The organism is Lentzea sp. NPDC037011 (assembly GCF_055607425.1).
On the sequence record NZ_JBVJRT010000004.1, the window covers coordinates 177,491 to 200,352 of the forward strand.

At 71.1% G+C, this 22,862-nt stretch carries 22 protein-coding genes; 10 read left to right on the forward strand and 12 right to left on the reverse strand.

The genetic code is table 11. The features are described from left to right. From ku to ACZ7CH_RS12945, 4 genes are read left to right on the forward strand one after another with little or no spacing between them, the layout of a single operon-like run. Positions 1-828, forward strand: a complete 828-nt coding sequence (ku, locus tag ACZ7CH_RS12930) for a non-homologous end joining protein Ku (RefSeq protein ID WP_360394517.1) — start codon at positions 1-3, stop codon at positions 826-828. Further along, positions 829-2,271 (forward strand): non-homologous end-joining DNA ligase, encoded by a 1,443-nt coding sequence (gene ligD / locus ACZ7CH_RS12935; RefSeq protein WP_470373922.1) that lies wholly within the window; start codon positions 829-831, stop codon positions 2,269-2,271. It abuts the gene before it with no gap. Further along, a complete protein-coding gene (ligD, locus tag ACZ7CH_RS12940; RefSeq protein WP_360394522.1) occupies positions 2,261-3,133 on the forward strand; it encodes a non-homologous end-joining DNA ligase in 873 nt (290 codons plus the stop codon). The genes ligD (ACZ7CH_RS12935) and ligD (ACZ7CH_RS12940) overlap by 11 nt, the downstream gene beginning before the upstream one ends. Before the next feature lie 33 nt (positions 3,134-3,166). Then, entirely contained in the window at positions 3,167-4,204 is a 1,038-nt protein-coding gene (locus ACZ7CH_RS12945; RefSeq protein WP_470373923.1) for a GrpB family protein, read from the forward strand. Here ACZ7CH_RS12945 and ACZ7CH_RS12950 read toward each other — a convergent pair whose 3' ends face one another. After that, a complete protein-coding gene (locus ACZ7CH_RS12950; protein WP_470373924.1) occupies positions 4,205-6,322 on the reverse strand; it encodes a choice-of-anchor P family protein in 2,118 nt (705 codons plus the stop codon). A 116-nt stretch (positions 6,323-6,438) separates the two neighbouring features. Here ACZ7CH_RS12950 and ACZ7CH_RS12955 point away from each other — a divergent pair, with 116 nt between their 5' ends. Then, positions 6,439-6,729 (forward strand): hypothetical protein, encoded by a 291-nt coding sequence (locus ACZ7CH_RS12955; protein ID WP_470373925.1) that lies wholly within the window; start codon positions 6,439-6,441, stop codon positions 6,727-6,729. On the opposite strand, the gene nikE is transcribed toward ACZ7CH_RS12955, so the two are convergent. The 4 genes from nikE to ACZ7CH_RS12975 are packed head-to-tail and all read right to left on the reverse strand — an operon-like array spanning position 6,690 to position 11,751. Next, a complete protein-coding gene (nikE, locus tag ACZ7CH_RS12960) occupies positions 6,690-8,216 on the reverse strand; it encodes a nickel ABC transporter ATP-binding protein NikE (RefSeq protein WP_470373926.1) in 1,527 nt (508 codons plus the stop codon). The two genes, ACZ7CH_RS12955 and nikE, sit on opposite strands and share 40 nt — an antisense overlap. Before the next feature lie 4 nt (positions 8,217-8,220). Continuing rightward, complete coding sequence (locus ACZ7CH_RS12965; protein WP_360394535.1) at positions 8,221-9,045, reverse strand: ABC transporter permease; 825 nt, start codon at positions 9,043-9,045, stop codon at positions 8,221-8,223. Then, positions 9,042-9,992 carry an ABC transporter permease gene (locus tag ACZ7CH_RS12970; RefSeq protein ID WP_458432257.1) on the reverse strand — a complete coding sequence of 317 codons (951 nt, stop codon included), beginning with the start codon at positions 9,990-9,992 and terminating at the stop codon, positions 9,042-9,044. Before ACZ7CH_RS12970 ends, ACZ7CH_RS12965 begins: the two co-directional genes overlap by 4 nt. Before the next feature lies 1 nt (position 9,993). Beyond that, positions 9,994-11,751, reverse strand: coding sequence for an ABC transporter substrate-binding protein (locus tag ACZ7CH_RS12975; RefSeq protein ID WP_470373927.1), 1,758 nt, complete (start codon positions 11,749-11,751; stop codon positions 9,994-9,996). A 44-nt stretch (positions 11,752-11,795) separates the two neighbouring features. Between ACZ7CH_RS12975 and ACZ7CH_RS12980 the strand changes: the two genes are divergently transcribed. Together ACZ7CH_RS12980 and ACZ7CH_RS12985 are read left to right on the forward strand one after the other, a co-directional pair. Next, positions 11,796-12,623, forward strand: coding sequence for a M55 family metallopeptidase (locus tag ACZ7CH_RS12980; protein ID WP_360394543.1), 828 nt, complete (start codon positions 11,796-11,798; stop codon positions 12,621-12,623). 87 nt (positions 12,624-12,710) lie between these two features. Further along, positions 12,711-14,000: a M20/M25/M40 family metallo-hydrolase gene (locus ACZ7CH_RS12985; protein WP_470373928.1), complete on the forward strand. Its 1,290-nt coding sequence runs from the start codon at positions 12,711-12,713 to the stop codon at positions 13,998-14,000. Here the strand turns inward: ACZ7CH_RS12985 and ACZ7CH_RS12990 are convergent. Together ACZ7CH_RS12990 and ACZ7CH_RS12995 are read right to left on the reverse strand one after the other, a co-directional pair. After that, on the reverse strand, positions 13,997-14,572 hold the full coding sequence (locus ACZ7CH_RS12990; RefSeq protein ID WP_470369259.1) for a pyridoxamine 5'-phosphate oxidase family protein: 576 nt from the start codon (positions 14,570-14,572) through the stop codon (positions 13,997-13,999). The genes ACZ7CH_RS12985 and ACZ7CH_RS12990 overlap by 4 nt on opposite strands. Then, positions 14,565-15,491: a helix-turn-helix transcriptional regulator gene (locus tag ACZ7CH_RS12995; RefSeq protein WP_360394856.1), complete on the reverse strand. Its 927-nt coding sequence runs from the start codon at positions 15,489-15,491 to the stop codon at positions 14,565-14,567. Before ACZ7CH_RS12995 ends, ACZ7CH_RS12990 begins: the two co-directional genes overlap by 8 nt. A 182-nt stretch (positions 15,492-15,673) precedes the next feature. Between ACZ7CH_RS12995 and ACZ7CH_RS13000 the strand changes: the two genes are divergently transcribed. Both ACZ7CH_RS13000 and ACZ7CH_RS13005 read left to right on the forward strand, forming a co-directional pair. Continuing rightward, the gene (locus ACZ7CH_RS13000; protein WP_470373929.1) at positions 15,674-16,258 is read left to right on the forward strand and encodes a DinB family protein; all 585 of its coding nucleotides are present in this window, start codon (positions 15,674-15,676) and stop codon (positions 16,256-16,258) included. A 181-nt stretch (positions 16,259-16,439) separates the two neighbouring features. Then, a complete protein-coding gene (locus ACZ7CH_RS13005) occupies positions 16,440-18,098 on the forward strand; it encodes a M14 family metallopeptidase (RefSeq protein ID WP_470373930.1) in 1,659 nt (552 codons plus the stop codon). A 21-nt stretch (positions 18,099-18,119) separates the two neighbouring features. On the opposite strand, the gene ACZ7CH_RS13010 is transcribed toward ACZ7CH_RS13005, so the two are convergent. Next, complete coding sequence (locus ACZ7CH_RS13010) at positions 18,120-19,331, reverse strand: FAD-dependent monooxygenase (protein ID WP_470373931.1); 1,212 nt, start codon at positions 19,329-19,331, stop codon at positions 18,120-18,122. A 91-nt stretch (positions 19,332-19,422) separates the two neighbouring features. Here ACZ7CH_RS13010 and ACZ7CH_RS13015 point away from each other — a divergent pair, with 91 nt between their 5' ends. Then, positions 19,423-19,962: a TetR/AcrR family transcriptional regulator gene (locus tag ACZ7CH_RS13015; RefSeq protein ID WP_470373932.1), complete on the forward strand. Its 540-nt coding sequence runs from the start codon at positions 19,423-19,425 to the stop codon at positions 19,960-19,962. Positions 19,963-20,048: 86 nt separating this feature from the next. On the opposite strand, the gene ACZ7CH_RS13020 is transcribed toward ACZ7CH_RS13015, so the two are convergent. Genes ACZ7CH_RS13020 through ACZ7CH_RS13035 form a run of 4 tightly spaced genes read right to left on the reverse strand, consistent with a single transcriptional unit; the run spans position 20,049 to position 22,745 of the window. Further along, positions 20,049-20,813, reverse strand: a complete 765-nt coding sequence (locus ACZ7CH_RS13020) for an alpha/beta fold hydrolase (protein ID WP_470373933.1) — start codon at positions 20,811-20,813, stop codon at positions 20,049-20,051. A gap of 58 nt (positions 20,814-20,871) precedes the next feature. Continuing rightward, positions 20,872-21,330, reverse strand: a complete 459-nt coding sequence (locus ACZ7CH_RS13025; RefSeq protein WP_470373934.1) for a hypothetical protein — start codon at positions 21,328-21,330, stop codon at positions 20,872-20,874. Between the two features lie 47 nt (positions 21,331-21,377). After that, positions 21,378-21,929, reverse strand: coding sequence for a TetR/AcrR family transcriptional regulator (locus ACZ7CH_RS13030; RefSeq protein WP_470373935.1), 552 nt, complete (start codon positions 21,927-21,929; stop codon positions 21,378-21,380). Between the two features lie 30 nt (positions 21,930-21,959). Then, positions 21,960-22,745: a pentapeptide repeat-containing protein gene (locus tag ACZ7CH_RS13035; RefSeq protein WP_470373936.1), complete on the reverse strand. Its 786-nt coding sequence runs from the start codon at positions 22,743-22,745 to the stop codon at positions 21,960-21,962. Between the last annotated feature and the right edge of the window lie 117 nt (positions 22,746-22,862).

A 22,862-nucleotide genomic window follows, 5' to 3' on the forward strand; every position in this document is an offset into this window, starting at 1 on the left:
ATGAGATCCGTGTGGCGTGGGGCCATCTCCTTCGGGTTGGTGACGATCGCCGTGCGCCTCTACACGGCTGTCGAGGAGCACGACTTCCGTTTCAACCAGGTGCACCGTGAGGACGGCGGGCGCATCAAGTACAAGCGTGTGTGTTCGGTGTGCGGCAACGAGGTGGAGTACGGCGAGATCACCAAGGGCTATGAGCTGGACGACGGCCGGATGGTGGTCATGGAGAACGAGGACTTCGAGAAGTTGCCGGTGAGGACCGACAAGTCGATCGAGGTGCTGGAGTTCGTGCCGGCGGAGGAGATCGATCCGATCTACTTCCAGAAGACGTACTACCTGGAGCCGGACAAGGCGGCGGCGCGGCCGTACGTGTTGTTGCGGGATGCGTTGGTGAAGACGGGTCAGCTGGCGGTCGTGAAGATCACGATCCGGCAGAAGGAGACGCTGGCGACGATCCGGGCGCGTGATGACGTGCTGGTGTTGCACACGATGTTGTGGCCGGATGAGATCCGCAGGGCGGAGTTCGACTTCTTGGAGCAGGACGTGGAGGTGCGTCCGCAGGAGTTGAGGATGGCGACGTCGTTGGTGGAGTCGATGGCGGGTGACTTCGATCCGGGCTCGTTCACCGATGACTACCGGGATGCTCTGGAGAAGGTCATCGCGGCGAAGGCGGAGGGTGCGGAGTTGCCCGAGCAGCCGGAGTCGGAGGACAAGGGCGATGTGATCGACCTGATGACGGCTTTGGAGCGGAGTGTGGAGAAGGCGAAGGCCGGGCGCAAGGGTGCGTCGGCGAAGAAGGCCGCTCCGAAGAAGAAGGCTTCGTCGGCGTAGATGGCCGGGCTCGACGAGTACCGGCGCAAGCGGGATCCGGCCAGGACGCCGGAGCCCGTGCCGGGTGCTGCGGTTCTCCCCCGTGGTGACGGGGACACGTTTGTGGTTCAGGAGCACCACGCGTCGAGCCTGCATTGGGATGTGCGGTTGGAGCGGGGTGGGGTGCTGGTGTCGTGGGCGGTGCCGAAGGGGTTGCCGCCGACGACGGATGTGGTGCGGCTGGCGGTGCGCACGGAGGACCACCCGCTGGAGTACGCGGAGTTCTCGGGTGAGATCCCGAGGGGTGAGTACGGCGGCGGGTCGATGGTCATCTGGGACCGGGGCCGGTACGAGACGGTGAAGTGGTCGGACCGCGAGGTGGACGTGGTCCTGCGCGGGGGTCGGGTCGAGGGTCAGTTCGTGTTCTTCCGGTCGGGTGGGGACGGGAAGAACTGGATGGTGAAGCGGCGGTACGCGAATGCGCGGCCGGACTGGCAGGTGTTGCCGGAGCAGGTGAAGCCGATGCTGGCGGTTCCGGGTCCGTTGCCTGCTGATGATGACGACGAGTGGGCGTACGAGTTCAAGTGGGACGGTGTCCGGGCGATCCTGCGGGTCGAGGGTGGCCGGGTGCAGGCGTGGTCGCGGTTGGGCAACGACATCACGGTGGCGTATCCGGAGCTGCAGGCGGTGGGTGCGCAGCTGGGGTCGACGGAGGCGTTGCTGGACGGGGAGATCGTGGCGTTGCGGGATGGGCGGCCGAGTTTCAGCGTGTTGCAGAACCGGATGCACGTGAGCAAGTCGGATGCGGCGCGGCGGGCGGCGCGGCAGTACCCGGTGACGTTGTTGGTGTTCGACCTGTTGCACCTGGATGGCCGGTCGTTGGTGTCGTTGCCTTTTCGGCAGCGCCGTGAGTTGCTGCGGGAGCTGGGGCTGAGGGGGCCGAACTGGCTCACTCCCCCGTCGTATGACGCCGATGGGGCGGCGGTGCTGGCGGCGAGCCGGGAGCAGGGTCTGGAGGGTGTGGTGGCGAAGCGGCTGGACTCGGTGTACCAGCCGGGGTTGCGGTCGCCGGTGTGGCGCAAGATCACCGATCTGATGGCGCAGGAGGTGGTGATCGGGGGCTGGCGGATGGGTGAGGGCAAGCGTGCGGGGGTGGTCGGTGCGTTGTTGCTGGGTATTCCGCAGGACGGCGGGCTGGCGTTCGCGGGGTCGGTGGGCACGGGGTTCAGCGACGCGGAGCTGGCGGTGCTGACGCCGCGGTTGAAGGCGTTGGCGCGCAGGTCGTCTCCGTTCGTGACGGAGATGCCGAGGGAGAGGTCCAGGGGCGCGAAGTGGGTGGAGCCGGAGCTGGTGGCGGAGGTGGTGTTCCGGCAGTGGACACCGGACGGGCGGATGCGGTTCCCGGCGTGGCGGGGGTTGCGGCCGGACAAGACGCCCGGGGAGGTGACGCGGGGTGAGCGGTGAGGTGTCGGTGCGGGTCGAGGGCCGGGTGCTGAAGCTGACGAACCTGGACAAGGTGTTGTACCCGGGGTTCGGGTTCGCCAAGGGTGAGGTGATCGACTACTACACGCGGGTCGCGCCGGTGCTGCTCCCCCACCTGAAGGACCGGCCGGTGACGTTGAAGCGGTTCCCGAACGGGGTGGACGGGAAGTGGTTCTTCGAGAAGAACGCGCCGCAGCACCGTCCTGAGTGGGTGCGGACGGTGCGGTTGGAGTCGCCGGGCAGCACGAAGGGCAACGAGACGGTCAACTACGTGCTGGTCGACGAGTTGGCGACGGTGGTGTGGCTGGCGAACCTGGCGGCGTTGGAGTTGCACGTGCCGCAGTGGACGGTGGGTCCGCGGGGTGGGAAGCGGGATCCGGACCTGCTGGTGTTCGACCTGGATCCGGGGGCGCCGGCGACGGTGGTGGAGTGTTGCCGGGTGGCGGAGCTGGTGCGGACGGTGCTGGACGACGACGGTGTGGACTCGTGGGCGAAGACGTCGGGCAACAAGGGGATGCAGGTGTACGCGTACGCGCCGGCGAAGGACACGTCGGAGTACGCGAAGGGGGTGGCGCGGCGGTTGGCGAGGGAGTTCCCGGAGCTGGTCGTGTCGACGATGGCGAAGGCGCAGCGCACCGGGAAGGTGCTGATCGACTGGTCGCAGAACAACCCGGCGAAGACGACGGTGGCGCCGTACTCGTTGCGGGCGCGGGAGCGGCCGACGGTGTCGGCGCCGGTGACGTGGGACGAGGTCGAGGAGTGCCGGGTGGTGGAGGACCTGGTGTTCACGGCGGATGAGGTGCTGGCGCGGGTTGATGCGGTGGGTGACCTGTTCGGGGGTTGATATTCTGGCCGACTGCCTACGAGGGGGTGTGTCGTGGACGTCGAGCTCGTGGAGTACGACTGCGCGTGGCCGGGGTTGTTCGAGCGGGAGCGTGCGCGGGTGCTGGGGGCGGTGCCGGGTGCGGAGCTGGAGCACGTGGGGTCGACGTCGGTGCCGGGGTTGTGCGCGAAGCCGGTGGTCGACCTGATGCTGGTGGTGGAGAGCCCGGATGTCGAGGCGTCGTACGTGCCGGCGTTGGAGGCCGTGGGGTATCGGGTGGTGGTGCGGGAGGACGATTGGCACCACCACCGCATCCTCAAGGGGCCGGACACGAACGTCAACCTGCACGTGTTCGCGCGGGGGTGTGCGCAGGTGCGGCGGCATCGGGTGTTCCGCGACTGGTTGCGCGTGAACGACGAGGACCGTGCGCTGTACGCGCGGGTGAAGCGGGAGCTCGCCGGGCGGCAGTGGGAGCGGGTGCGGGACTACGCGGCGGCGAAGAACGAGGTCGTGCTGGAGATCCTGGAACGCGCGTACGTGGCGTGGCGGTTGCCGTCGGACGACGTGGAGTTCGTGACGGAGTCGCCGGTGGGGTCGGGGCAGGTCGTGCTGGAGGACTACAACCCGGACTGGCCGGGCTGGTACGAGCGGGAGGCGCGGCGGATCCGGGGTGCGCTGGGGGCGGCGGTGCTGCGGCTGGAGCACGTGGGGTCGACGTCGGTGCCGGGGCTGGCGGCCAAGCCGTTGATCGATGTTCTGCTGGTGGTGGCGGACTCGAACGACGAGGACGCCTATGTGCCGGCGTTGGTGGCGGCGGGCTACTACCTGCGGTTGCGGGAGCACGGCTGGTACGAGCACCGGTTGTTGCGCGACCACGGGCCGGACGTGAACCTGCACGTGTTCTCCCCTGCCTGTGAGGAGGTCGACCGGATGCTGGTGTTCCGCGACCGGCTGCGTTCCCACCCGGCGGACCGGGAGGAGTACGAGCGGACCAAGCGCGTCTTGGCGGGGCGGACCTGGGACCGGGTCCAGGACTACGCCGACGCCAAGACGCGCGTGGTGGAGCGGATCATCCTGCGGGCGCTGGCCTGATCAGCCCAGGCGGCACGCGCTGATGACGATCTGCTGGCCGAGCAGCGTCTGCACGCGCACGGCGGTCTGGGTCAGCTGACCGCCGGGGCCGGTGGTCGTTTCGTTGAGGTGGACGGTGGCGACGCCGGGGATGCCGATGGTGGCGGGTGCGGAGCCGATCGGCTGGCCGTTGAGGCTGCCGACCTTGGAGGTGCCGGTGATGCCGCTCGAGTCGCTGGTGCAGGAGGCTTCGACGGCGTTGAGCTGGATGGCGCCGCCGAGCAGCGTGGCGCCCTCGACGCGTGCGTTGGCCCGGGTGCGGCCGGTGGTGGGGTCGAGGGTGCAGTCGGCGTGCAGGGCGTTGACCGACGCCAGGCCCAGGACGTTGACCGTTGCGATGGTCTTGTCCTCGTTGGGCGGGCACGTGGCGTGCGGGGTCTTGGCGACGGTGATCAGGCCGCTGGCCGAGAGGGCCCATGCTTCGCCGCGCAGGTAGATGACGACGGTGAGCACCGCGGTGGCGGAGCCGCCGTCGTCGTCGGTGACGGTCACCAGGACGTTGTGCACGCCCAGGGTGGTGAAGGCGTGTGAGCCGGTGCAGGTCTTGGCGCTGTGGTTGACGGTGCCGTTCTCCGGCGCGCCGCCGTCGACGTAGTCGAAGGTGCAGGTGTGGGTGTCGTTGGCGGCGATGTCGGTGAACGGTGCGGTGAAGTTCACGGTGGTGCCGCGGGTGGCGAGGGTCTTGTCGGCGGTGAGGGTGGTGTTCGGGGCGACGTTGGTCAGGGTGAGCGTCGTGGTCGTGGAGACGGCCGGGTTGAGGCCGTCGTCGGCGGTCAGCCGCAGGGTCCACACGCCGTCATCGGTGCACCTGACCGTGGTGGTCTGGGCGGTGGGGTCGGCGAAGGTGCAGGTGGCGCCCGCGTCGACACCGGACTGCGGGGTGGCGGTCCAGGAGGTGGTCAGCGAGGGGCCGTCGGGGTCGGTGACGGTGCCGGCGAGGGTGACGTCGGTGCCTTCCTGGCCGGCGTAGGGGCCGCCGGGCAGCACGACGGGTGGGGCGTTGACGCGCACGGTGGTGCATTCGGTGACGCTGCCCGGTCCCCCGCCGTCGGTGCCGCGGGCGGTGACGCACAGCTGGTGGGTGCCCGCGGTCAGCGCCGGGGTGTCGACGGTGTAGTTGACGGTGGCGGGGCCGTCCTGGGGCAGGGCCGGGGTGATGGCGGTGACGGGCAGGTCGGCGCCGCCGTCGACGGTGAGCGTGAGCTGGGTGAGCTTGGAGGCGATCACGCCGGGGACGAGGTCGGGCAGCTGGGAGACGTCGGGGACCTCGGTGCAGGTGCCGCCGGTGGTCTCGGCGATCTTGCGCAACGAGCTCTGCGAGCCGGCGAGGTCGCAGGCGACGCCGTTGGACACGGCGAAGGTGTAGATCGTGATGCCGGCGGCGACGGCTTGCTGCAGCTGGGCGTCGACGGAGCCGGCACCGGCGCCGTCGGACAGGAACACCATGAGCTTGCGCTGCTGCGGTGCGGCGGTGGCGGAGGCGAGTCCGGCGGTCAGCGCGGCGGTGTAGTTGGTGCCGCTGGGGAAGCTGTGGTCGGTGAACAGGCCGACGCCGCCGTAGCGGGCGGTGGTCACCGCCTCGATGACGTCGGGGGTGCCGTTGCCGTTGGTGTCGGCGGCGGGGGCGGCGGTCTTCTGCTCGCCGGCGGCGGGGCTGACGTCGACCGGCGTGCCGTCGGTGCCGAACACGGCGGCGCCGACGCTGCCGACGACGGTGTTGGGGACGGCGGCCTTGGCGTGCAGGGCCTTGGCGGCGGCGACCTCGCAGTCCAGGACGGTGTTGGGCTGGCCGTCGCCGTTGTGGTCTCCGCCGCAGCCGGCGGCCACGGGTGAGGCGGTGGAGCCGGACACGTCCAGGACGTAGGTCAGCGCGGTGTCGACGATCGCGACGCCGGTGCCGATGGTGGCCTTGCCGGTGACGGTGACGGGGCCCGGTACGACCAGGGTGCCGGGTGCGGGGCTGGTGATGGTGACGCCGATGCTGGTGCCGCCGGGCAGGTTGCCGGTGGCCGCGTGCGCGGGCAGGGCCAAGGCCACGGTGGTCACCAGTGCGGTGCCGACCGTGAGGGTGGGTCTCATGCGCGTGGTCTCCGCTCGTTGGGTTCTGTTCCCCGACCGATCGGAAGGAGATCGCACGCGGGCGTTCGGATACACACCATCACCGCTTTGCACCGGTAGTCGGCCTGTTCGGACCAATGCCGGTTCCGGCTCGGTGGGTGTGCGGTGCCGGGAAGGAGCACTGGTCGTGGTGGTGGGGTGCCGGGTCCGGGCAGGTCGGTGGGCGGGAGGCCGCCGCGATGCGGCAGTGGGCGCTGCTCGCGCTGGAGGTTGGGCGGATCGTGGGGCACGAACAGCTGATCGGCGGCTTGTACCCGCGGCCGCTGGCGGGTGCGGTCGCAGCGGTCCACGCCGCCCCTGCCGATCTCGGCGGGGGCGGTGCAGCGCCTCAGATGCGCGGTACCGCGCGGACCAGGGTGCGGGTGTAGTCGTGTTCGGGGTTGAGCAGCACCTGGTCGACCGGGCCCTGTTCGACGATCTTGCCCTGGTGCATCACCGCGACCCGGTCGGCGATCTGCCACGCCAGCCCGAGGTCGTGGGTGATGATCAGGGAAGCGAGGCCCAGCTCGCGGCGCAGCCGCAGCAACAGCGCCACGATCTCGCCGCGCACCGAGGCGTCCAGGGAGGCGACCGGTTCGTCGGCCACCAGCAGGCGGGGTTGCAGCACCAGGGCGCCGGCGATCACCACCCGTTGCTGCTGGCCGCCGGACAGCTCGTGCGGCACGGCGTCGAGGTACACCGTCGCGGGCCGCAGCTCGGCTCGTTCGACGGCGGTTGTGACCTGTGCGTGTTCGTCGTCGGCCAGGCCGTGCACGCGCAGTCCCTCCGCGACGGCGGCGTAGACGGTGTGGCGGGGGTTCAGGGCGCTGGCGGGGTCTTGGAGCACGAGCTGCACCTGGCGGCGGAACGCCTTGAGCGCCCGGCCCGAGCGGGGCACCTCGGCGCCGTCGAAGACCACCGTGCCGCAGGACGGTGCCCGCAGGCCCATGATGGCGCGGGCCAGTGTCGTCTTGCCGGAGCCGGACTGCCCCACCAGCGCCACGATCTCCCCGTGGCCGACCTCCAGGTCGACGCCGTCGACCGCGCGGGTCCGGCCGTAGTCCACGCGCAGGTCGCGCACCTGCAGCAGTGGCCGCGGGGGGTCTTCCGCGGGCTCGGTCCAGCGGTGGGCGGGGTCGCCGATGACCGGGAACGCCGCCGCGAGCGCCGCGGTGTGCGGGTGGTGCGGGTTCGCGATCACCGTGCGGGTGCCGCCGCGTTCCACGAGCGCGCCGCGGTGCATGACCGCCAGGTCCTCGCAGGTCTGCGCGAGCACCGACAGGTCGTGGCTGATCATCAGCAGGCTCAGGTCCTGCTCGGTGACCAGCCGTGTGACCAGTGCCAGCACCTGGGCCTGCACCACGACGTCGAGTGCGGTGGTCGGTTCGTCGGCGATCACCAGCCGCGGTGAGCACGCCAGCGCCATCGCGATCATCACCCGCTGCTTCTGCCCGCCGGAGAGCTCGTGCGGGTAGGCGCGGGCTTTGCCGGCCGGCAGCTCGACCTGTTCCAGCAGCTCCCGGACGTTGCCGGGCGTGTGGTGCAGGCGCATCGGTTCGGCGATCTGCTCGCCGACGCGGCGCACCGGGTTCAGCGAGTGCATCGCCCCCTGGAACACCACCGACGCCGATGCCCACCGCACCGCTCGCAGCCGGCCCCACGACATCGCCGCGACGTCCTCGCCGTCGAGCAGCACCTCGCCCTCGACCCGCGCGGTCTTGGGCAGCAGCCGCAGCACCGACATCGCCAGCGTCGACTTGCCCGACCCCGACTCCCCCGCCAGGCCCAGCGTCCGCCCGGCGGCCAGGGTGAGGCTCACGTCGTCGACGACCCGCTTGGGTCCGTAGTGGACGGTGAGGTTCTTCAGCTCCAGCACCAGGTCACCTCTTCGGTGTCACAACGGCTTCCAGGGCGCGGCCGACCAGCGTGAACGCCAGCACCACCACGACGATCGCCACTCCCGGCGGCAACAGGAACCACCACGCCCGCTGCGGCACCGCGCCGTGCAGCTGCGCCTGGTGCAGCATCGCGCCCCACGAGATCCGGGTCGGGTCGCCCAGCCCGAGGAACGCCAGCGTCGACTCCGCCACGATCGAGGACGCCACCGCCAGCGTCGTGTTCACCAGCACCAGCGGTACCACCGAGGGCAGCACGTGCCGGCCGATCACGTGCAGGTGCCCGCCGCCCAGGGCGCGGGCGCGTTCCACGAACGGCCGTGCCTCGATCGTCAGGGTCTGCGCCCGCACCATCCTGGCCGTCGAGGGCCAGCTCGTCAGCCCGATGGCCAGCACGATGGTGCCCAGCCCGCGCGGCAGCACCGTGGACAGCGCGATCGCGAGCACCAGTGCCGGCAGCACCAGGAAGAAGTCCGTGACCCGCAGCAACGCCCCCGACACCAGTCCGCCGAAGTGCCCGCTGGTGATGCCCACCAGCGTGCCGATGCCCACCGACAGCACCGCCGCGGTCAGCCCGACGAACAACGACGTGCCCGCACCGGAGACGACCAGGGCGGCCACGCTGCGGCCGGTGTGGTCGGTGCCCAGCCACGCGGCCGCGTCCGGTGGCTGCCAGGCCCGTGCGCTGACCCGCGTCACGTCCAGCGCCTCCGCCGGCACCAGCCACGGCGCGAGCACCGCCACCACCGCCGCGACCAGCAGCACCACCGCGCCCGCGACACCCGAGCGGTGGGACAGCATCACCCTCATACGACCTTCACCCGTGGGTCCAGCACGCCGTGCAGCAGGTCGGCCAGCAGGTTCATCACCACGACCCCGCCCGCCGTCACCACCAGCAGCCCCTGCAGCAGGAAGTAGTCCGGTCCGGTCAGCGCGTCGTAGAACAACAGCCCCAGCCCCGGCCAGGAGAACACCGTCTCCGTCGTGATCGCCCCGCCGACCACCAGTCCGAACCGCAGGAACACCAGCGTGATCGCCGGCAGCACCGCGTTGGGCACCGCGTGGCGGCGGCGCACCAGGTCGTCGCGCAGCCCCTTGGCCCGTGCCGTGGTCAGGTAGGGCGCGTGCATCTCCTCCAGCAGCGACGAGCGCATCACCAGCATGTACTCCGCCGCCACGACCGCGACCAGCGTGAGCGACGGCAGCACCAGGTGGTGCCCGACGTCCAGTGCCTGGGACAGGAAGTCGGGTGCGGTGTCGGTGTCGCGCATGCCGCGGGAGGGGAACAGGTCGCCGGTGGCCATCATGAGCAGCATGCCGAGCCAGAACGTCGGCACGGCCCACAGCGTCAGCGACACCCCGGTCGTCACCCGGTCGAACGCCGTGTCGCGCTTCCACGCCGCCCGGATGCCCAGCCACAGGCCCAGCAGCACCGCGATGAGCGTGCCGGTGCCGACCAGCAGCAGCGTCGGGCCCAGGCGTTCGGCGATCACGTCGGCCACCGGCCGGCGGAACGTGAACGACGTGCCCAGCTCACCGCGCAGCAACCCGGTGAAGTAGGTCCAGAACTGTTCCGGCAGCGGCCGGTCCAGGCCGAACTGCGCGCGCAGCTCGGCCTGCATCGCCGCGGTCGTCGGCCGTCCGCGCGTCATCGACACCACCGGGTCGCCGGGCACCACGCGGAACAGGAAGAACCCCAGCACCGCCACCATCACCAGGCTCAGCGCAGCACCGCCGAGCCGACCGAGCAGCCGCACGCTATTCGCGCTCCCCCACCGTCGCCCGCCGCCGCGCCACCACGGCGACCACCACCGCGACCAGCCCCAGCAGCACCACGCCGCCGATGACCAGTGCCGTGCGGCTCACCGTCGCCGTCGTCGCCGCCCGGTCGGCGGGTTCGGCGCCGTAGTAGCCCCACACGCCGTTCTGCGCCATGATCACGCCGCCCTGCGCCGGTTGCGTGGTGAAGCGGGCGACGTGGTCGGACCGGTAGGCCTCCAGGGCGTTGTCGTAGGCGAGCACGACCGCGGGCACCTGGTCGTAGAAGCGGGCCTGCATCTGCTTGACCAGCTCGATCCGCTTGGTCTCGTCGAACTCCGAGAGCTGGCGGGCGTAGAGCCGGTCGTAGGTCTCGTCGCAGAAGTAGGCGTCGGTGGTGCCGCCCTTGCCGTCCGCGCCGGGACGCTGCCCGCAGGTGTGCAGGCTCAGCACGAAGTCGGGGTCGACGTTGGTGGCCCAGCCGGAGAACGCCAGGTCGTAGGTGCCGGCCGTGGTGGCCTCGTTGAGCTGGTTGTCCGACACCAGCCGCACGTCCAGTGCGATCCCGACCTCGCCCAGCGACCGCTTCAGGTACTCCGAGGCCTGTTCGTCGTAGGCGCGTCCGGCCCGGCCCATCAGCCGCAGCGCCAACCGGGTCCCGTCGGCTTTGCGCGCGACACCGGCGGCGTCGAGGGCGGCGTTGGCCGCGGCCGGGTCGTACCTGCGGCGTTCCTGCTCGCTCGGTTGCCAGTGCCACTTGGCGAACACCGGTGGCACCAGGCCCGCACCGCGCTCGGCGTAGCCGAGGTTCACCCGGGAGACCAGCGCGTCCATGTCGACGGCCTGCGCGATGGCCCGCCGCACCCGCACGTCGCGCAGCGCCGGGTTGCCGTCGCCGATCGGTTCACCCGAGCGGGTGGCGGCGCCGGGGTTGATCAGCAGCTCGGTGAACCGGCGGCCCTGCGCCTTGTTGCGCGTAACGCCCTGCCGGCCGGCCAGTGAGTCGAACTGGGCCGGTGCCATCCGGTTGACCAGGTCGACCTCGCCCTTGCCCAGTGCCTGCACCGCGGCGTCGGAGTTCTGGAAGTACACGAAGTGCAACTCGTCGTACTTCGGTGCGCCCCGCCAGTGGTCCTTGTTGGCCTTGAGCTTGATGAACTGCCCGGCCACGTGCTCGGTCAGCACGAACGGCCCGGACCCGACGACGGGCATCCGGTCGTTGGCGTAGTCCTTGACGCCGGTCACCTCCTCCCACACGTGCCGGGGCACGATCGGGATGTCCAGCGCCAGCATCGTCACCTGCGGTGCCTTGGTCCTGATGACCACGGTGCGGTCGTCGGTGGCGGTGACGGACTCGAAGTTCGCGACGAAGCTGCCGTTGGCGGTGCGCGCGGCCTCGTCGGTCAGCATCAGGGTGTAGGTGAACGCGACGTCGTGGGCGGTGATCGGCTGCCCGTCGCTCCACCTCTTGCCCTCGGGCACCGTGAAGGTCCAGGTGAGCTTGTCCGCCGAGGTCTCCCACCGGCTGGCGATCCCCTCGGTCACACGCTGGTCCTCGGCGGCGTAGGCGGTGAGGTAGTCGTACATCAGCCGGTTGACCTCGGTGCTCGACTGGAACACCGCCAGGAACGGGTTCAGCGAGTCGATCTGCTGCACGATCGCGACCTTCAGGATCGTCGGCTGCTGCGCCACCGCCGCCGGTGTCGTGGCCCCCAGGACGGTCGCGGCAGCGACCAACGCGCACAACTTCACCCGCACGAAATACCCCTCTCCCCAGCCGCCCGCCGCTACGTTACCCAGATGTGCGGATCATGATCTCGGCAGACATGGAAGGCGCCACCGGCGTCACCTGGACCGGTGACGTCGTTCCCGGCACCGAGCCGTGGCAGCGGTTCCGGCGGCTGTTCACCGGCGACGTCAACGCCTGCGTCGAGGGCCTTGTCGCCGGCGGGGCGACCGACGTGCTCGTCAACGAGGCCCACTCCTCGCAGCGCAACCTGCTGCTGGAGGAGCTGCACCCGGCCGCGCGGCTGCTCACCGGCCGCCACAAGCCGCTGTCGATGATGCAGGGCGTCGACTCGGGCGTGGACGGGGTGGTGTTCCTGGGCTACCACGCCGCCGCGGGCGACACCGGGGTGCTGGCCCACACCTACCTGGAGAACTCCGTCACCGGTGTGTGGCTCGACGGCGTACTTGCCTCCGAGGGCCTGCTCAACGCCGCACTGGCCGCCGAGCACGGGGTGCCGGTGCTCATGGTCACCGGCGACGACCGCACCTGTGCCGACGCCCGCGCCTACGCGCCCGGCGCGCAGCTCGTGGCCGTGAAGGAGTGCGTGTCGCGCTACGCCGCGGTGTGCCTGCCGCCCGCGGTGGCCCACTCCCGCATCACCGAGGCGGCGACGCTGTCGATGGCACGCGCCGGGCGTGACCGCGGTGCCGTGGCGGCGCATCGCGTCGAGGTGGAGTTCGACGCCACCCACCTGGCCGACGCCGCCGCGGTCGTGCCGACCGTCGAGCTCGTCGGGGTGCGGCGGGTCGGGTTCGACGCGGTGTCGATGACCGAGGCGATGAAGGCGTTCAAGGTCGTCACGCACGTGGCCGCCGGGGCGATCGAGGGCATCTACGGCTGACCCCCGCCGCACACCCGGTGCGTGCGATCGTCCCGGATCGTGGGTGCCGTGACCTTCTCACGAGGCACCTGTGGTTACGGTGGCCCCATGACGTTGGACGTGGCACAGCTGTGTGCGCAGCTCATCCGCTTCGACACCACCAACCGCGGCGGCGGTGAGTCCCGGGGCGAACGCGAGGCCGCCGAGCACGTCGCGGCCGTGCTGCACGACAGCGGCGTGGTGCCGACGCTGCTCGAACCCGCGCCGCGGCGCACCAACGTGCTCGCCCGCATCCCCGGCACCGACCCCGGCCTGCCCGCCGTGCTGGTGCAGGCCCACCTCGACGTGGTGCCCGCCGACCCCGCCGAGTGGAGCTTCGACCCGTTCAGCGGCGAGATCCGCGACGGGTTCGTCCACGGCCGCGGCGCGGTCGACATGAAGGACATGGTCGCCATGACGCTGGCCGTGGTGCACCGCTGGCACACCGAGGGCCGCCGCCCCCGCCGCGACGTCGTGCTCGCGTTCGTCGCCGACGAGGAGGACCTGGGCGCCTATGGTGCGCACTGGCTCGTCGAGCACCACGCCGGCCACTTCGCCGGGGTGCAGGCCGCGATCAGCGAGTCCGGGGCGTTCTCCTACGACGTCGACGGTGTGCGGCTGTACCCGGTCGGCACCGCCGAGCGGGGCACCTCCCACATGCGGCTCACCGCCACCGGCCGCGCCGGGCACGGGTCGCGGCGCAACCCCGACAACGCCGTCACCGCCCTGGTCACCACCCTCGCCCGCATCGCAGCCCACCGCCACCCCGTCGTGCTCACCCCGACCGCGGAGGCGTTCCTGGTCGGCGCGGGCAAGGCACTGGGGGTCGAGGTCGACCTCGACGACGTCGACGCCACCGTCGCCCGCCTGGGCCCGGCCGCCAAGCTCGTCGAGAACACCGTGCGCTGCTCGACCACCCCGACCGTGCTCGACGCCGGCTACAAGGTCAACGTCATCCCCGGCACCGCCACCGCCGAGCTCGACGTGCGCACCCTGCCCGGCACCGTCGAGGAGGTCCTCGCCACCATCGACTCCCTGCTCGCCCCCGGCGTGACCAGGGAGCTGATCAACAGCCAGGCACCGGTCGAGGCGCCGGTCGACACACCCTGGTTCACCGCCATGGCCGAGGCGCTGCGCGACGAGGACCCCTCCGCCGTCGTCGTCCCGTACTGCCTGGGCGGCGGCACCGACGCCAAGGCGTTCAGCAAGCTGGGCATCCACTGCTACGGCTTCGCGCCGCTGCTGCTGCCCGCGCGGGGGTACGACTACCGCGCGATGGCGCACGGTGTCGACGAACGCGTTCCCGTCGAGGGCCTGGAGTTCGGTGCCCGCGTGCTCGACCGGTTCCTGATGTCCTAACGCGGCGGCAGGGGCAGCGGCACCGCGGGCAGGCCGTCGATGCTCGCGACGTTCGTCGGTTTCTTGCCGGTGTACTCGCGGAACTCCTCGTCGGACTTGCGGCCGAAGTAGTCCGCGTGCAGCGTGCGTTCGGAGCGGTAGTCCATGAACGGCACGGCGAACCCGCAGGTGTCGCTGACCAGCTCCGCGTGCACCACGACGACCGCCCGCAGCCCCGGCCCGTCGGCGTCGCCGAAGCCGGTGACCAGCTCGGTGAAACGCGCGTCGTCGCGGAAGACGACCTCGCCGCGGCCGTGCACGCGCACGATATTGGGCGGCCCGTCGAACGCGCACCACATCAGCGTGATCCGGCCGTTCTCCCGCACGTGCGCGATCGTCTCGGCGTGGCTGCCGCCGAAGTCCAGGTACGCCACCGTCCGGTCGTCGAGGACGCGCAGCGTGCCCGCGCGGCCCTTGGGCGAGAGGTTCACGTGACCGTCCCCGGCCAGCGGCGCCGTCGCCACGAAGAACACCTTCTGGTCCTCGATGAACTCCCGCAGTCGCGGCTCGATGCGCTCGTAGCTCTTACCCATGCCCGGCAGTATCGACGGCGTTGCGGAACCTGTCAGCCGTCTTTCCCAGGTGCTGAACCAGCTCCGGCGGACCGTCCACCTCGAACTCCGCGTCCAGCATTCCCAGGTGCACCGCCAGCACCTGCGGGGTGTCCGACCCGGCCGTCACCCGGCACGTGCGCTCGTCCACCGCCTCCACCAGCGCCGCCGGCACCCTCGCCGCGATCTCCGCCGCCGGCGCGTGCACCAGCACCGTCGTGCGCCACCGCCACGCCGCCGTGGCCAGGCCCTGGGCCAGGTGGGTCTCCAGGTCCGGCAGCTCCCGCGGCGTGAACCGCGGCCCGGCCGGCACCCGCGGCCGCACCCGGTCGGCGCGGAACGTGCGCCAGTCCTGCCGCGCCACGTCCCAGGCCACCAGGTACCAGCGGCCCCGCGCGTGCACCAGCCGGTGCGGCTCGACCTCGTGGCGGTCCTCGGTGCCGTCGAACGCCACGTAGTCGAACCGCAACCGCTCCCGTGCCCGGCAGGCGTCGACGATCGTCACCATCGCGTCCGGGTCCGGCTCCGCGCTCGTGCCGGTGCTGTGCTCCCGCACCGCCGAGACCCGGTGGCGCAACCGGGAGGGCAGCACCTGCTCCAGCTTCTTGAGCGCCCGGTCCGCGGTCTCGGAGTCCTGCGTGCTCAGGCTCAGCGCGACCGCCACCGCCTCGTCGTCGTCGAGCAGCAACGGCGGCAGGCTCGCTCCCGCGCCCAGCCGGTACCCGCCGGTCACCCCGGGTGTCGCGTGCACCGGGTAGCCCAGGGTGCGCAGCCGGTCCACGTCGTTGCGCACCGTCCTGGTCGTCACCTGCAACCGCCGTGCCAGCTCCGGACCCGTCCAGTCGCGCGGGGACTGCAGCAGTGACAGCAGCTTCAGCAGCCGGGCCGACGTCTCCAGCACGAGTTCCACCCCTCCCCGCGAACGCGGAATGAAACTTTCCGCAATTGTTCCCAGTGTGTCAGCCGTGAACACAGTCCGCGTGGAGGTTCCCCGGAGCGAGCCCGGCGACCTGCGGCAACGCCTCACCACGCATCAGGCGGACCCGCGGGAGACCGCCTGTCGATCATGGCAGGGTGACGCCCATGTCCCGTGACCCCAAGGCAGACCTGCACCACTACCTCAAAGCAGCCCGCGAGGCCCTGCTGTGGAAGCTCGACGGCCTGTCCGAGTACGACGTGCGCCGCCCGCTCACCCCCACCGGCACCAACCTGCTCGGCCTGGTCAAGCACCTCGCCGGCGTGGAGCAGGAGTACTTCGGCGCCTGCCTGGGCCGCCCCTTCGGCGAGACCCTGCCCTGGATCGACAACGGCGACCCGAACGCGGACATGTTCGCCACCGCCGAGGAGTCCCGCGAGTTCGTCCTGTCCCTGCACGCCCGCGCCACCGCGTTCGCCGACAGCTCCATCGAGGAGCTGCCCCTGGACGCACCCGGTGTCGTGCCGTGGTGGCCGCAGGACCGCAGGCACGTCACCCTGCACCTGCTGCTCGTGCACGTGATCGCCGAGACCAACCGGCACTGCGGCCACGCCGACATCGTCCGCGAGACCCTCGACGGCACCGTCGGCCTGCGCGCGGCCGTGTCGAACCTGCCCGACGGCCAGGACTGGCCCGCGCACGTCGCCCGCGTCGAGCAGGCCGCCAGGGAGGCCGCCGCGCGCACCGCCTGACCTCGGACGGGGTGCGCCGCCCGCGGCGTGCGGCGCACCCCGTCGCGGCGCGCACCTCGGTTGACGGTCAGCCCCGTTCCACCAGGTGGCGCCATACGGATGGCGGGATGACAGCGGGGCTTCACACGCACTACACATTGCGGAGCCATGTCCCTGCCGTGGTTCGAAAGGGTTGCCCTGCATGCGAAAAAGCCATCTCAGACCCCTGATCGGGGTCACCGTCGCCGCCTCGGTGTGCTTCGCGATGGGCGGCGTGCCCACCGGCGCGGCCCCCGACCAGGCCGAAACGACGACGAACTACCAGGTCAGCGGGGTGCGCACCGCTGAGCAGCGCACCAAGGTCGCCAAGTCCGGTGCGGCGATCGACTCGGTTGAGGAACACGGCATCGTCGTGGTCACCGCGACCGGTCGTGAGGTCAGGAACCTGCGCGCGCAGGGGTTCGAGGTCACCGAGCTGCCCAAGCGGCTGGAGGCGAGCTCCGCCATCGGGCCGTTCGACTTCCCCGCGGCGGACTCGAACTACCACAACTACGCCGAGATGACGACGGCGATCAACAACGCCGTCGCCGCCTACCCGAACCTGATCAGCAAGCAGGTCATCGGCAAGTCCTACGAGAACCGCGACATCGTCGCCCTCAAGATCAGCGACAACGTCACCACCGACGAGAACGAGCCGGAGGTGCTGTTCACCCACCACCAGCACGCCCGTGAGCACCTCACCGTCGAGATGGCGCTGTACCTGGTCAACCAGTTCACCACCCAGTACGCCACCGACGCGCGGATCAAGGGTCTCGTCGACAGCCGCGAGATCTGGATCATCCCGGACGTCAACCCCGACGGCGGCGAGTACGACATCGCGACCGGCACCTACCGGTCGTGGCGCAAGAACCGCCAGCCCAACGCCGGCTCCAGCAACGTCGGCACCGACCTCAACCGCAACTGGGCCTACAAGTGGGGCTGCTGCGGCGGGTCGTCGGGCAGCACCGGCAGTGAGACCTACCGCGGGCCGAGCGCGGAGTCCGCGCCCGAGGTCAAGGTCGTGGCCGACTTCGTGCGCGGCCGCAACGTCGGCGGCAAGCAGCAGATCACCGCGTCCATCGACTTCCACACCTACAGCGAGCTCATCCTGTGGCCGTGGGGCTGGACCTACGACGACATCGCACCGGGCCTGACCCAGGACCAGCGCGACACCTTCGCCACCATCGGCCAGTCGATGGCGCAGAGCAACGGCTACACGCCCGAGCAGTCCAGCGACCTCTACATCACCGACGGGTCCATCCCGGACTGGCTGTGGGGCACGCAGGGCATCTTCGCCTACACCTTCGAGATGTACCCCGGCAGCGCCGGCGGCGGCGGTTTCTACCCGCCCGACGAGGTCATCCCGGCCCAGACCTCCCGCAACAAGGAGGCCGTGCTGCAGCTGCTCGAACGCGCGGACTGCCCGTACGAGGCGATCGGCAAGGAGGCGCAGTACTGCGGTACCACGCCCCCGCCGACCGGCAAGTACTTCGAGAACGCCACGGACTTCCAGATCAAGGATAACGCCACGGTCAACTCCCCGATCGCGGTGTCGGAGGTGGCGGGCAACGCCCCGTCGACCCTCAAGGTCGCCGTCGACATCAAGCACACCTACCAGGGCGACCTGCGCGTCGAGCTGGTCGCACCGGACGGCACCGCCTACGTGCTGCACAACCGCTCCGGCGGCGGCACGGACAACATCAACACCACCTACACCGTCAACGCCTCCAGCGAGGTCGCCAACGGCACCTGGCAGCTGCGGGTGAACGACAACGCCGCCCAGGACACCGGGTTCCTCGACAAGTGGAGCCTGCAGTTCTGACCGGCTGACCGAAGCGGTCCCTCAGGGCGCCGGCAGCACACCGGCGCCCTGAGGGCCGTAGTCGCGCACGACCATCGAGTCGTGCAGCCGCACGCCCTTCGAGTTGAGCTTGGCCAGCGGCCGCACCAGCCACACCGGCAGCGACGTCGCCACCTGCATGCCGCGCACCAGCCCCGTGACCCCCAGCCGCGACCGCGGGATCAGCGTCCTGGCCATGCCGAGCGCGAACTCCCGGCTCGCGTGCACCACGCCGCGCATCTCCCGCTCGTAGCGGGCGAACCCCGCCACGTGGTCGCCGTCGGCGAGCTCCCCGGCCAGCACGTACGCGCCCAGCACCGCCAGGCTCGTGCTCCCGCCGACCGCGGGCCCGGGGCAGTGGGCGGCGTCGCCGACCAGCCCCACCCGCCCGCGTGACCACGTGTCCTCGCGCAGCTGGGTGATCGAGTCGAAGTAGAACGCCCCCTCGCCGTCCAGGTGCCCCAGCCACGAGTCGACCTCCGGGTGCAGGCCCGTGAACGCCTCCCGCAGCAGCTGCTTCTGCCGTGCCACGTCGCGGTGGTGGTAGTCGAGCTCGCGCTCGCGGCGGAACAGGAACACCGCCCGCGCGTCGCCCAGGTGCCGCGCCCCGTACAGCGCCGCACTGCGCCCCGGCCCGATGTGCCCGGTCATCGCCCCCGGCACGCCCAGCTCCCGCGGCACCGACAACACCGCCAGGTACGCGCCGGTGAACCGCTTCGCCACCTCGCCGAACACCAGCCGCCGCACGTTCGAGTGCAGCCCGTCCGCGCCGATCACCAGGTCGAACCGCCGAGGTGCCCCGGCCTCGAACGTCACGTCCCCCTCGGTGATGGAGGCGATCGAGTCGCCGAAGACGTACTCGACGTCGGCGCGCGTGGCGTCGTAGTAGACCTCGCTGAGGTCGTCGCGCATGACCTCGACGTGCCGGTCCGACGCCGCCGCGAACAGCTTCGTCGCGTCCCCGCTGATCGGCCGGCGCGTGCCCTCGCGCAGGAACGTCAGCCGCTCGGTGCCGGTCTTCATCGACTCGATGCGCTCCAGCACGCCCATGCGCTCGGAGATCTCCATCGCCGGGGCGAACAGGTCGACCGCGTGCCCGCCGGTCTTGCGCAGCACCGGTGACCGTTCCACCACCGTCACCTCGTGCCCGTACCGCGTGAGCCAGTACGCCAGCACCGGACCCGCGATGCTCGCCCCCGAAACCAGAACCCGCACGTCACACCCCCTTACTTAACGGTCGGTAAGTGACCTGGTGCCAGGCTAGCACCGCCGCTTACCTAACCGTTAAGCAAGTTATGCTGCGCCCGTGGCCCGACCGTCCGACACCAAGCAGCGCATCCTCACCACCGCCCGCGAGCTCTTCGCGGCCAAGGGCGTGCAGCAGACCAGCCTGCAGGAGATCGCCGACCGCCTCGGCATCACCAAACCGGCGCTGTACTACCACTTCTCCTCACGCGAGGAGCTGATCCGCAGCATCGTCGAACCGCTGCTCAACGACGGCCAGAGCTTCCTGGGGCAGATGGAACGCCGCGCCGACGTCGCACCGCGCGAGCTGCTGGAAGGGTTCTTCGACTTCCACCACCGCTACCGCGCCGACATGCTGTTCCTGCTCACCGAGATGACCACGCTCGCCGAGCTCGGCCTCATCGACGTCGTGCTGTCGTGGCGCGCCCGCCTGAGCAGGCTGATCTTCGGCGACCACCCGACGCTGGAACAGGAGGCCCGCGCCGTGCTCGCGTTCGGCGGCATGCAGGACTGCGCCATGCAGTTCCCCGACGCCCCGGTGGACGAGCTGCGCGCCGCCACCGTCGCCGCCGCGTGGGACGCGCTGGGCCTGCCCGACTGAGCACCCGGCCGTTGCTGCCCAGGCGTCTGCAAGTACCACCAACACATGATCAAATCGCCGCTGACTACCACCAGCTGGCAACCTGCTCAGACGAGCAGCCGCTGCTGCGCCACGGCGCGCGCGAAGCCGTCCACGTTGTCGATCATGATGTTGTGCCCGGTGCCGGGCACCGCGACCAGCTGCACCCCGGCCTGCGTCAGCTCCCGCGCACCGGCCGGTGGGCTGTCGGCCGGGTGCAGCAGGACGCAGGGGATCTCCAGCTCCAGCAACAGCCTGCGCATCGTCGGGTGCGTGCCGCGCACCAGTCCGGCCGCGCTGCGGTACAGCGCCTCGCGCCCGGCCAGCCGCATCGTCGCCGCCCACTCGGGACCGGCGTCGGCGAGCACCTGCTCGTAGCCGTGCGAGAGGAACTCGGCCTCGTCGTAGGCGGCGATGCCGCGGCTGCCCAGCGCGCCGAGGTACGGCTCGAGCGGGTCGAGGTTGGGGTCGACGAGCACGAGGGAACGCACCATCTCCGGGTGCCGCGCGGCCAGCACGACCGCCACCGCGCCACCCATGCTGTGCCCGACGATCTCACTGCGCCGCAGGCCGATCTTCGCCAGCGCCACGGCGAGCGCGTCGGCGTGGCCCTCCAGCGAGTAGGCGAACCCGGTGGGGCGGTCGCTGATGCCGAAACCCAGCAGGTCGAGCATCAGGCTGCGGCGGCCGGCCAGCAGCGGGTGCGCGACGGCTTCCGCGTAGTAGGGCGCGGAGGCCGCGCCGAGACCGTGCAGGTAGACGCGAGCGGGTGAGGCGCCGGGAACCTCGACCCACCGGATGTTGACCCCAGGTCTGATCTCGACGGCGCGCATGGCTGGACATTACCCTGCCGCACAGCGGTCTCAGACCGCTTTCGACAGCAGCCCCGTGTTAGTCGACCAGGCCCGCCGACAGCACCGCGAGCACCAGCGACACCGCCGTGAACACCAGCGTGTAGCCGAAGGCGATGCCCGCGTGCAGCCACCGTGAACGCGCTCCCTCGCACAGCGACAGCTGCCAGTACCCGGCGCCCAGACCGAACACCAACCACGGCAGGACCAGGAGCGCCGGCGCCGGTTCGCCGAGCACACCGGTCACCGCGAACGGCGTCAGGACGGTGACCGCGCCCGTGCCCAGGGCCAGCGGCCACGGCCGGTCCACCGGCTCCCCGGACAACCGCCCCGCACCCAGTGCCACGACCACCGCCAGCACGACGGCGGCGATCAGCACCCCCAGCAGCCACACGTCACCGGCCGGAGCGGACCGCGCGACGGGCACGAGCACCACCGCGAGCGCGACGACGACGGCGGTGGGCAGCACCGGCAACACCCAGGCGTGGCGGAGGGTCACGCCCGTGATGGTCGCGCACCACCCCTGCGCCTGTCGCCGCGTTCGTGTTATTCCACCCCGAGCTCCCGGTCGATCGCCCCCGACACCAGCTCCCGCGCCCGCGCCACGCTGACCGAGCCGCTGTGCCACCGTTCGCCGAGCCCCTCCACCAGCGCGGTGAGCCGCTCCGCCGCCGCATCCGCGTCCTCGCCACCGGCCGCGCGGACCAGCTCGGCCACGTCGGCGTTCCACGCGCCGGTCGTGCGCTCCAGCGGCTCGCGCAGCTCCTCGCAGAACACCGCGCTGGCCCGCAGCTCACCCCACGCGACGCTGTTCTCCCGCACCTCATCGACGTCCTGCAGCTCGGCCAGCAGCAGCTCCCGCAACGCCTCACGCGGGTCCCGCGCGATCGTGCCGGTGTACTCGGCGGCGCGGTGGTTCACGTGCTCCAGCGCCGCGCGCAGGATGCCGGCCCGGTCCTTGAAGTGGTAGTAGATCAACGCCGTCGACACCCCGGCCTCGGCGGCGAGCTTGTCCACCCGCAGCCCGCGCACCCCGTCCTGCGCGATCACCCTGACCGCCGCGTCGAGCAGCTGGGCCCTGCGCTGCGACACGCTCACCTCGGTTCCTGTTGCGTCGTGCGGTGGCGACTACCGCCGTCTCCGCGGCTCCGCCCAGTGAGCAGGCCGGGTGAGCACCGCGGGGAGCTTCGTCCCTGCGTTGCCGCGCGCGGCGTTGACCTGCATCTGCGTCAGGAACAGGCTCGTGCTCAGGTCCGCACCCGACACGTCCGCGCCCCGCAGGTCCGCCCCGATCAGGTCGGCACCGCGCAGGTCGGCACCCGTGAGGTCCGCGCCGATCAGGTAGGCGCCGCGCAGGTCCGCGTCGACCAGCTTCTTGTTGCGCAGCCGGGCCCCGATCAGGTCCGCGCCGCGGTAGGACTTCGCACTCGACCGCAGCCGTTCGCTCGTGCGCAGCAGCAGGACGTCGACCTTCGCGCGGATCTCGGCGACGTCCAGCGCGAGAACGGTGTCCGGATCAGCCGAGGCACAGCCCTCGACCTCCGCGTACGCCGCGGTGAGGTCGTCGTGCGGGTCGCGCCGCTGGGCTTCGGCGAGGTACCAGAGCAGTTCGTGCAGCTGCCGCACGACGGGGAAGACGTCGAACATCTTCTGCCGCTCGGCGGTGCGCCAGTCGACACCTCCGAACACCGTCTGCGACACCCGCTGACCCGCACCGAAGCAGTCGTACACGGTGCAGCCGGTGTAGCCGGACGTGCGCAGCTTCGCGTGGATTCCGCAACGGTGATCGGCCAGCAGGTTGCGGCACGGCGTGCCCGCGTCCTTGGTGGCCGCGAAGTCCGCCGACCTCGCGAACGGCAGCGCCACGCAGCACAACCCGAAACAGGCGGCGCAGTCCGCCTTGAGCTCGTCCATCGCGGTCAGGATACGGGCCAGATCAATGCCATCACTCGCGACGGTCACCATGCGGCCAGAACACTGGGACGCGAGGGGACCGTGCACACCGAGGCGCACCACCGCGAGGCCGCCGGC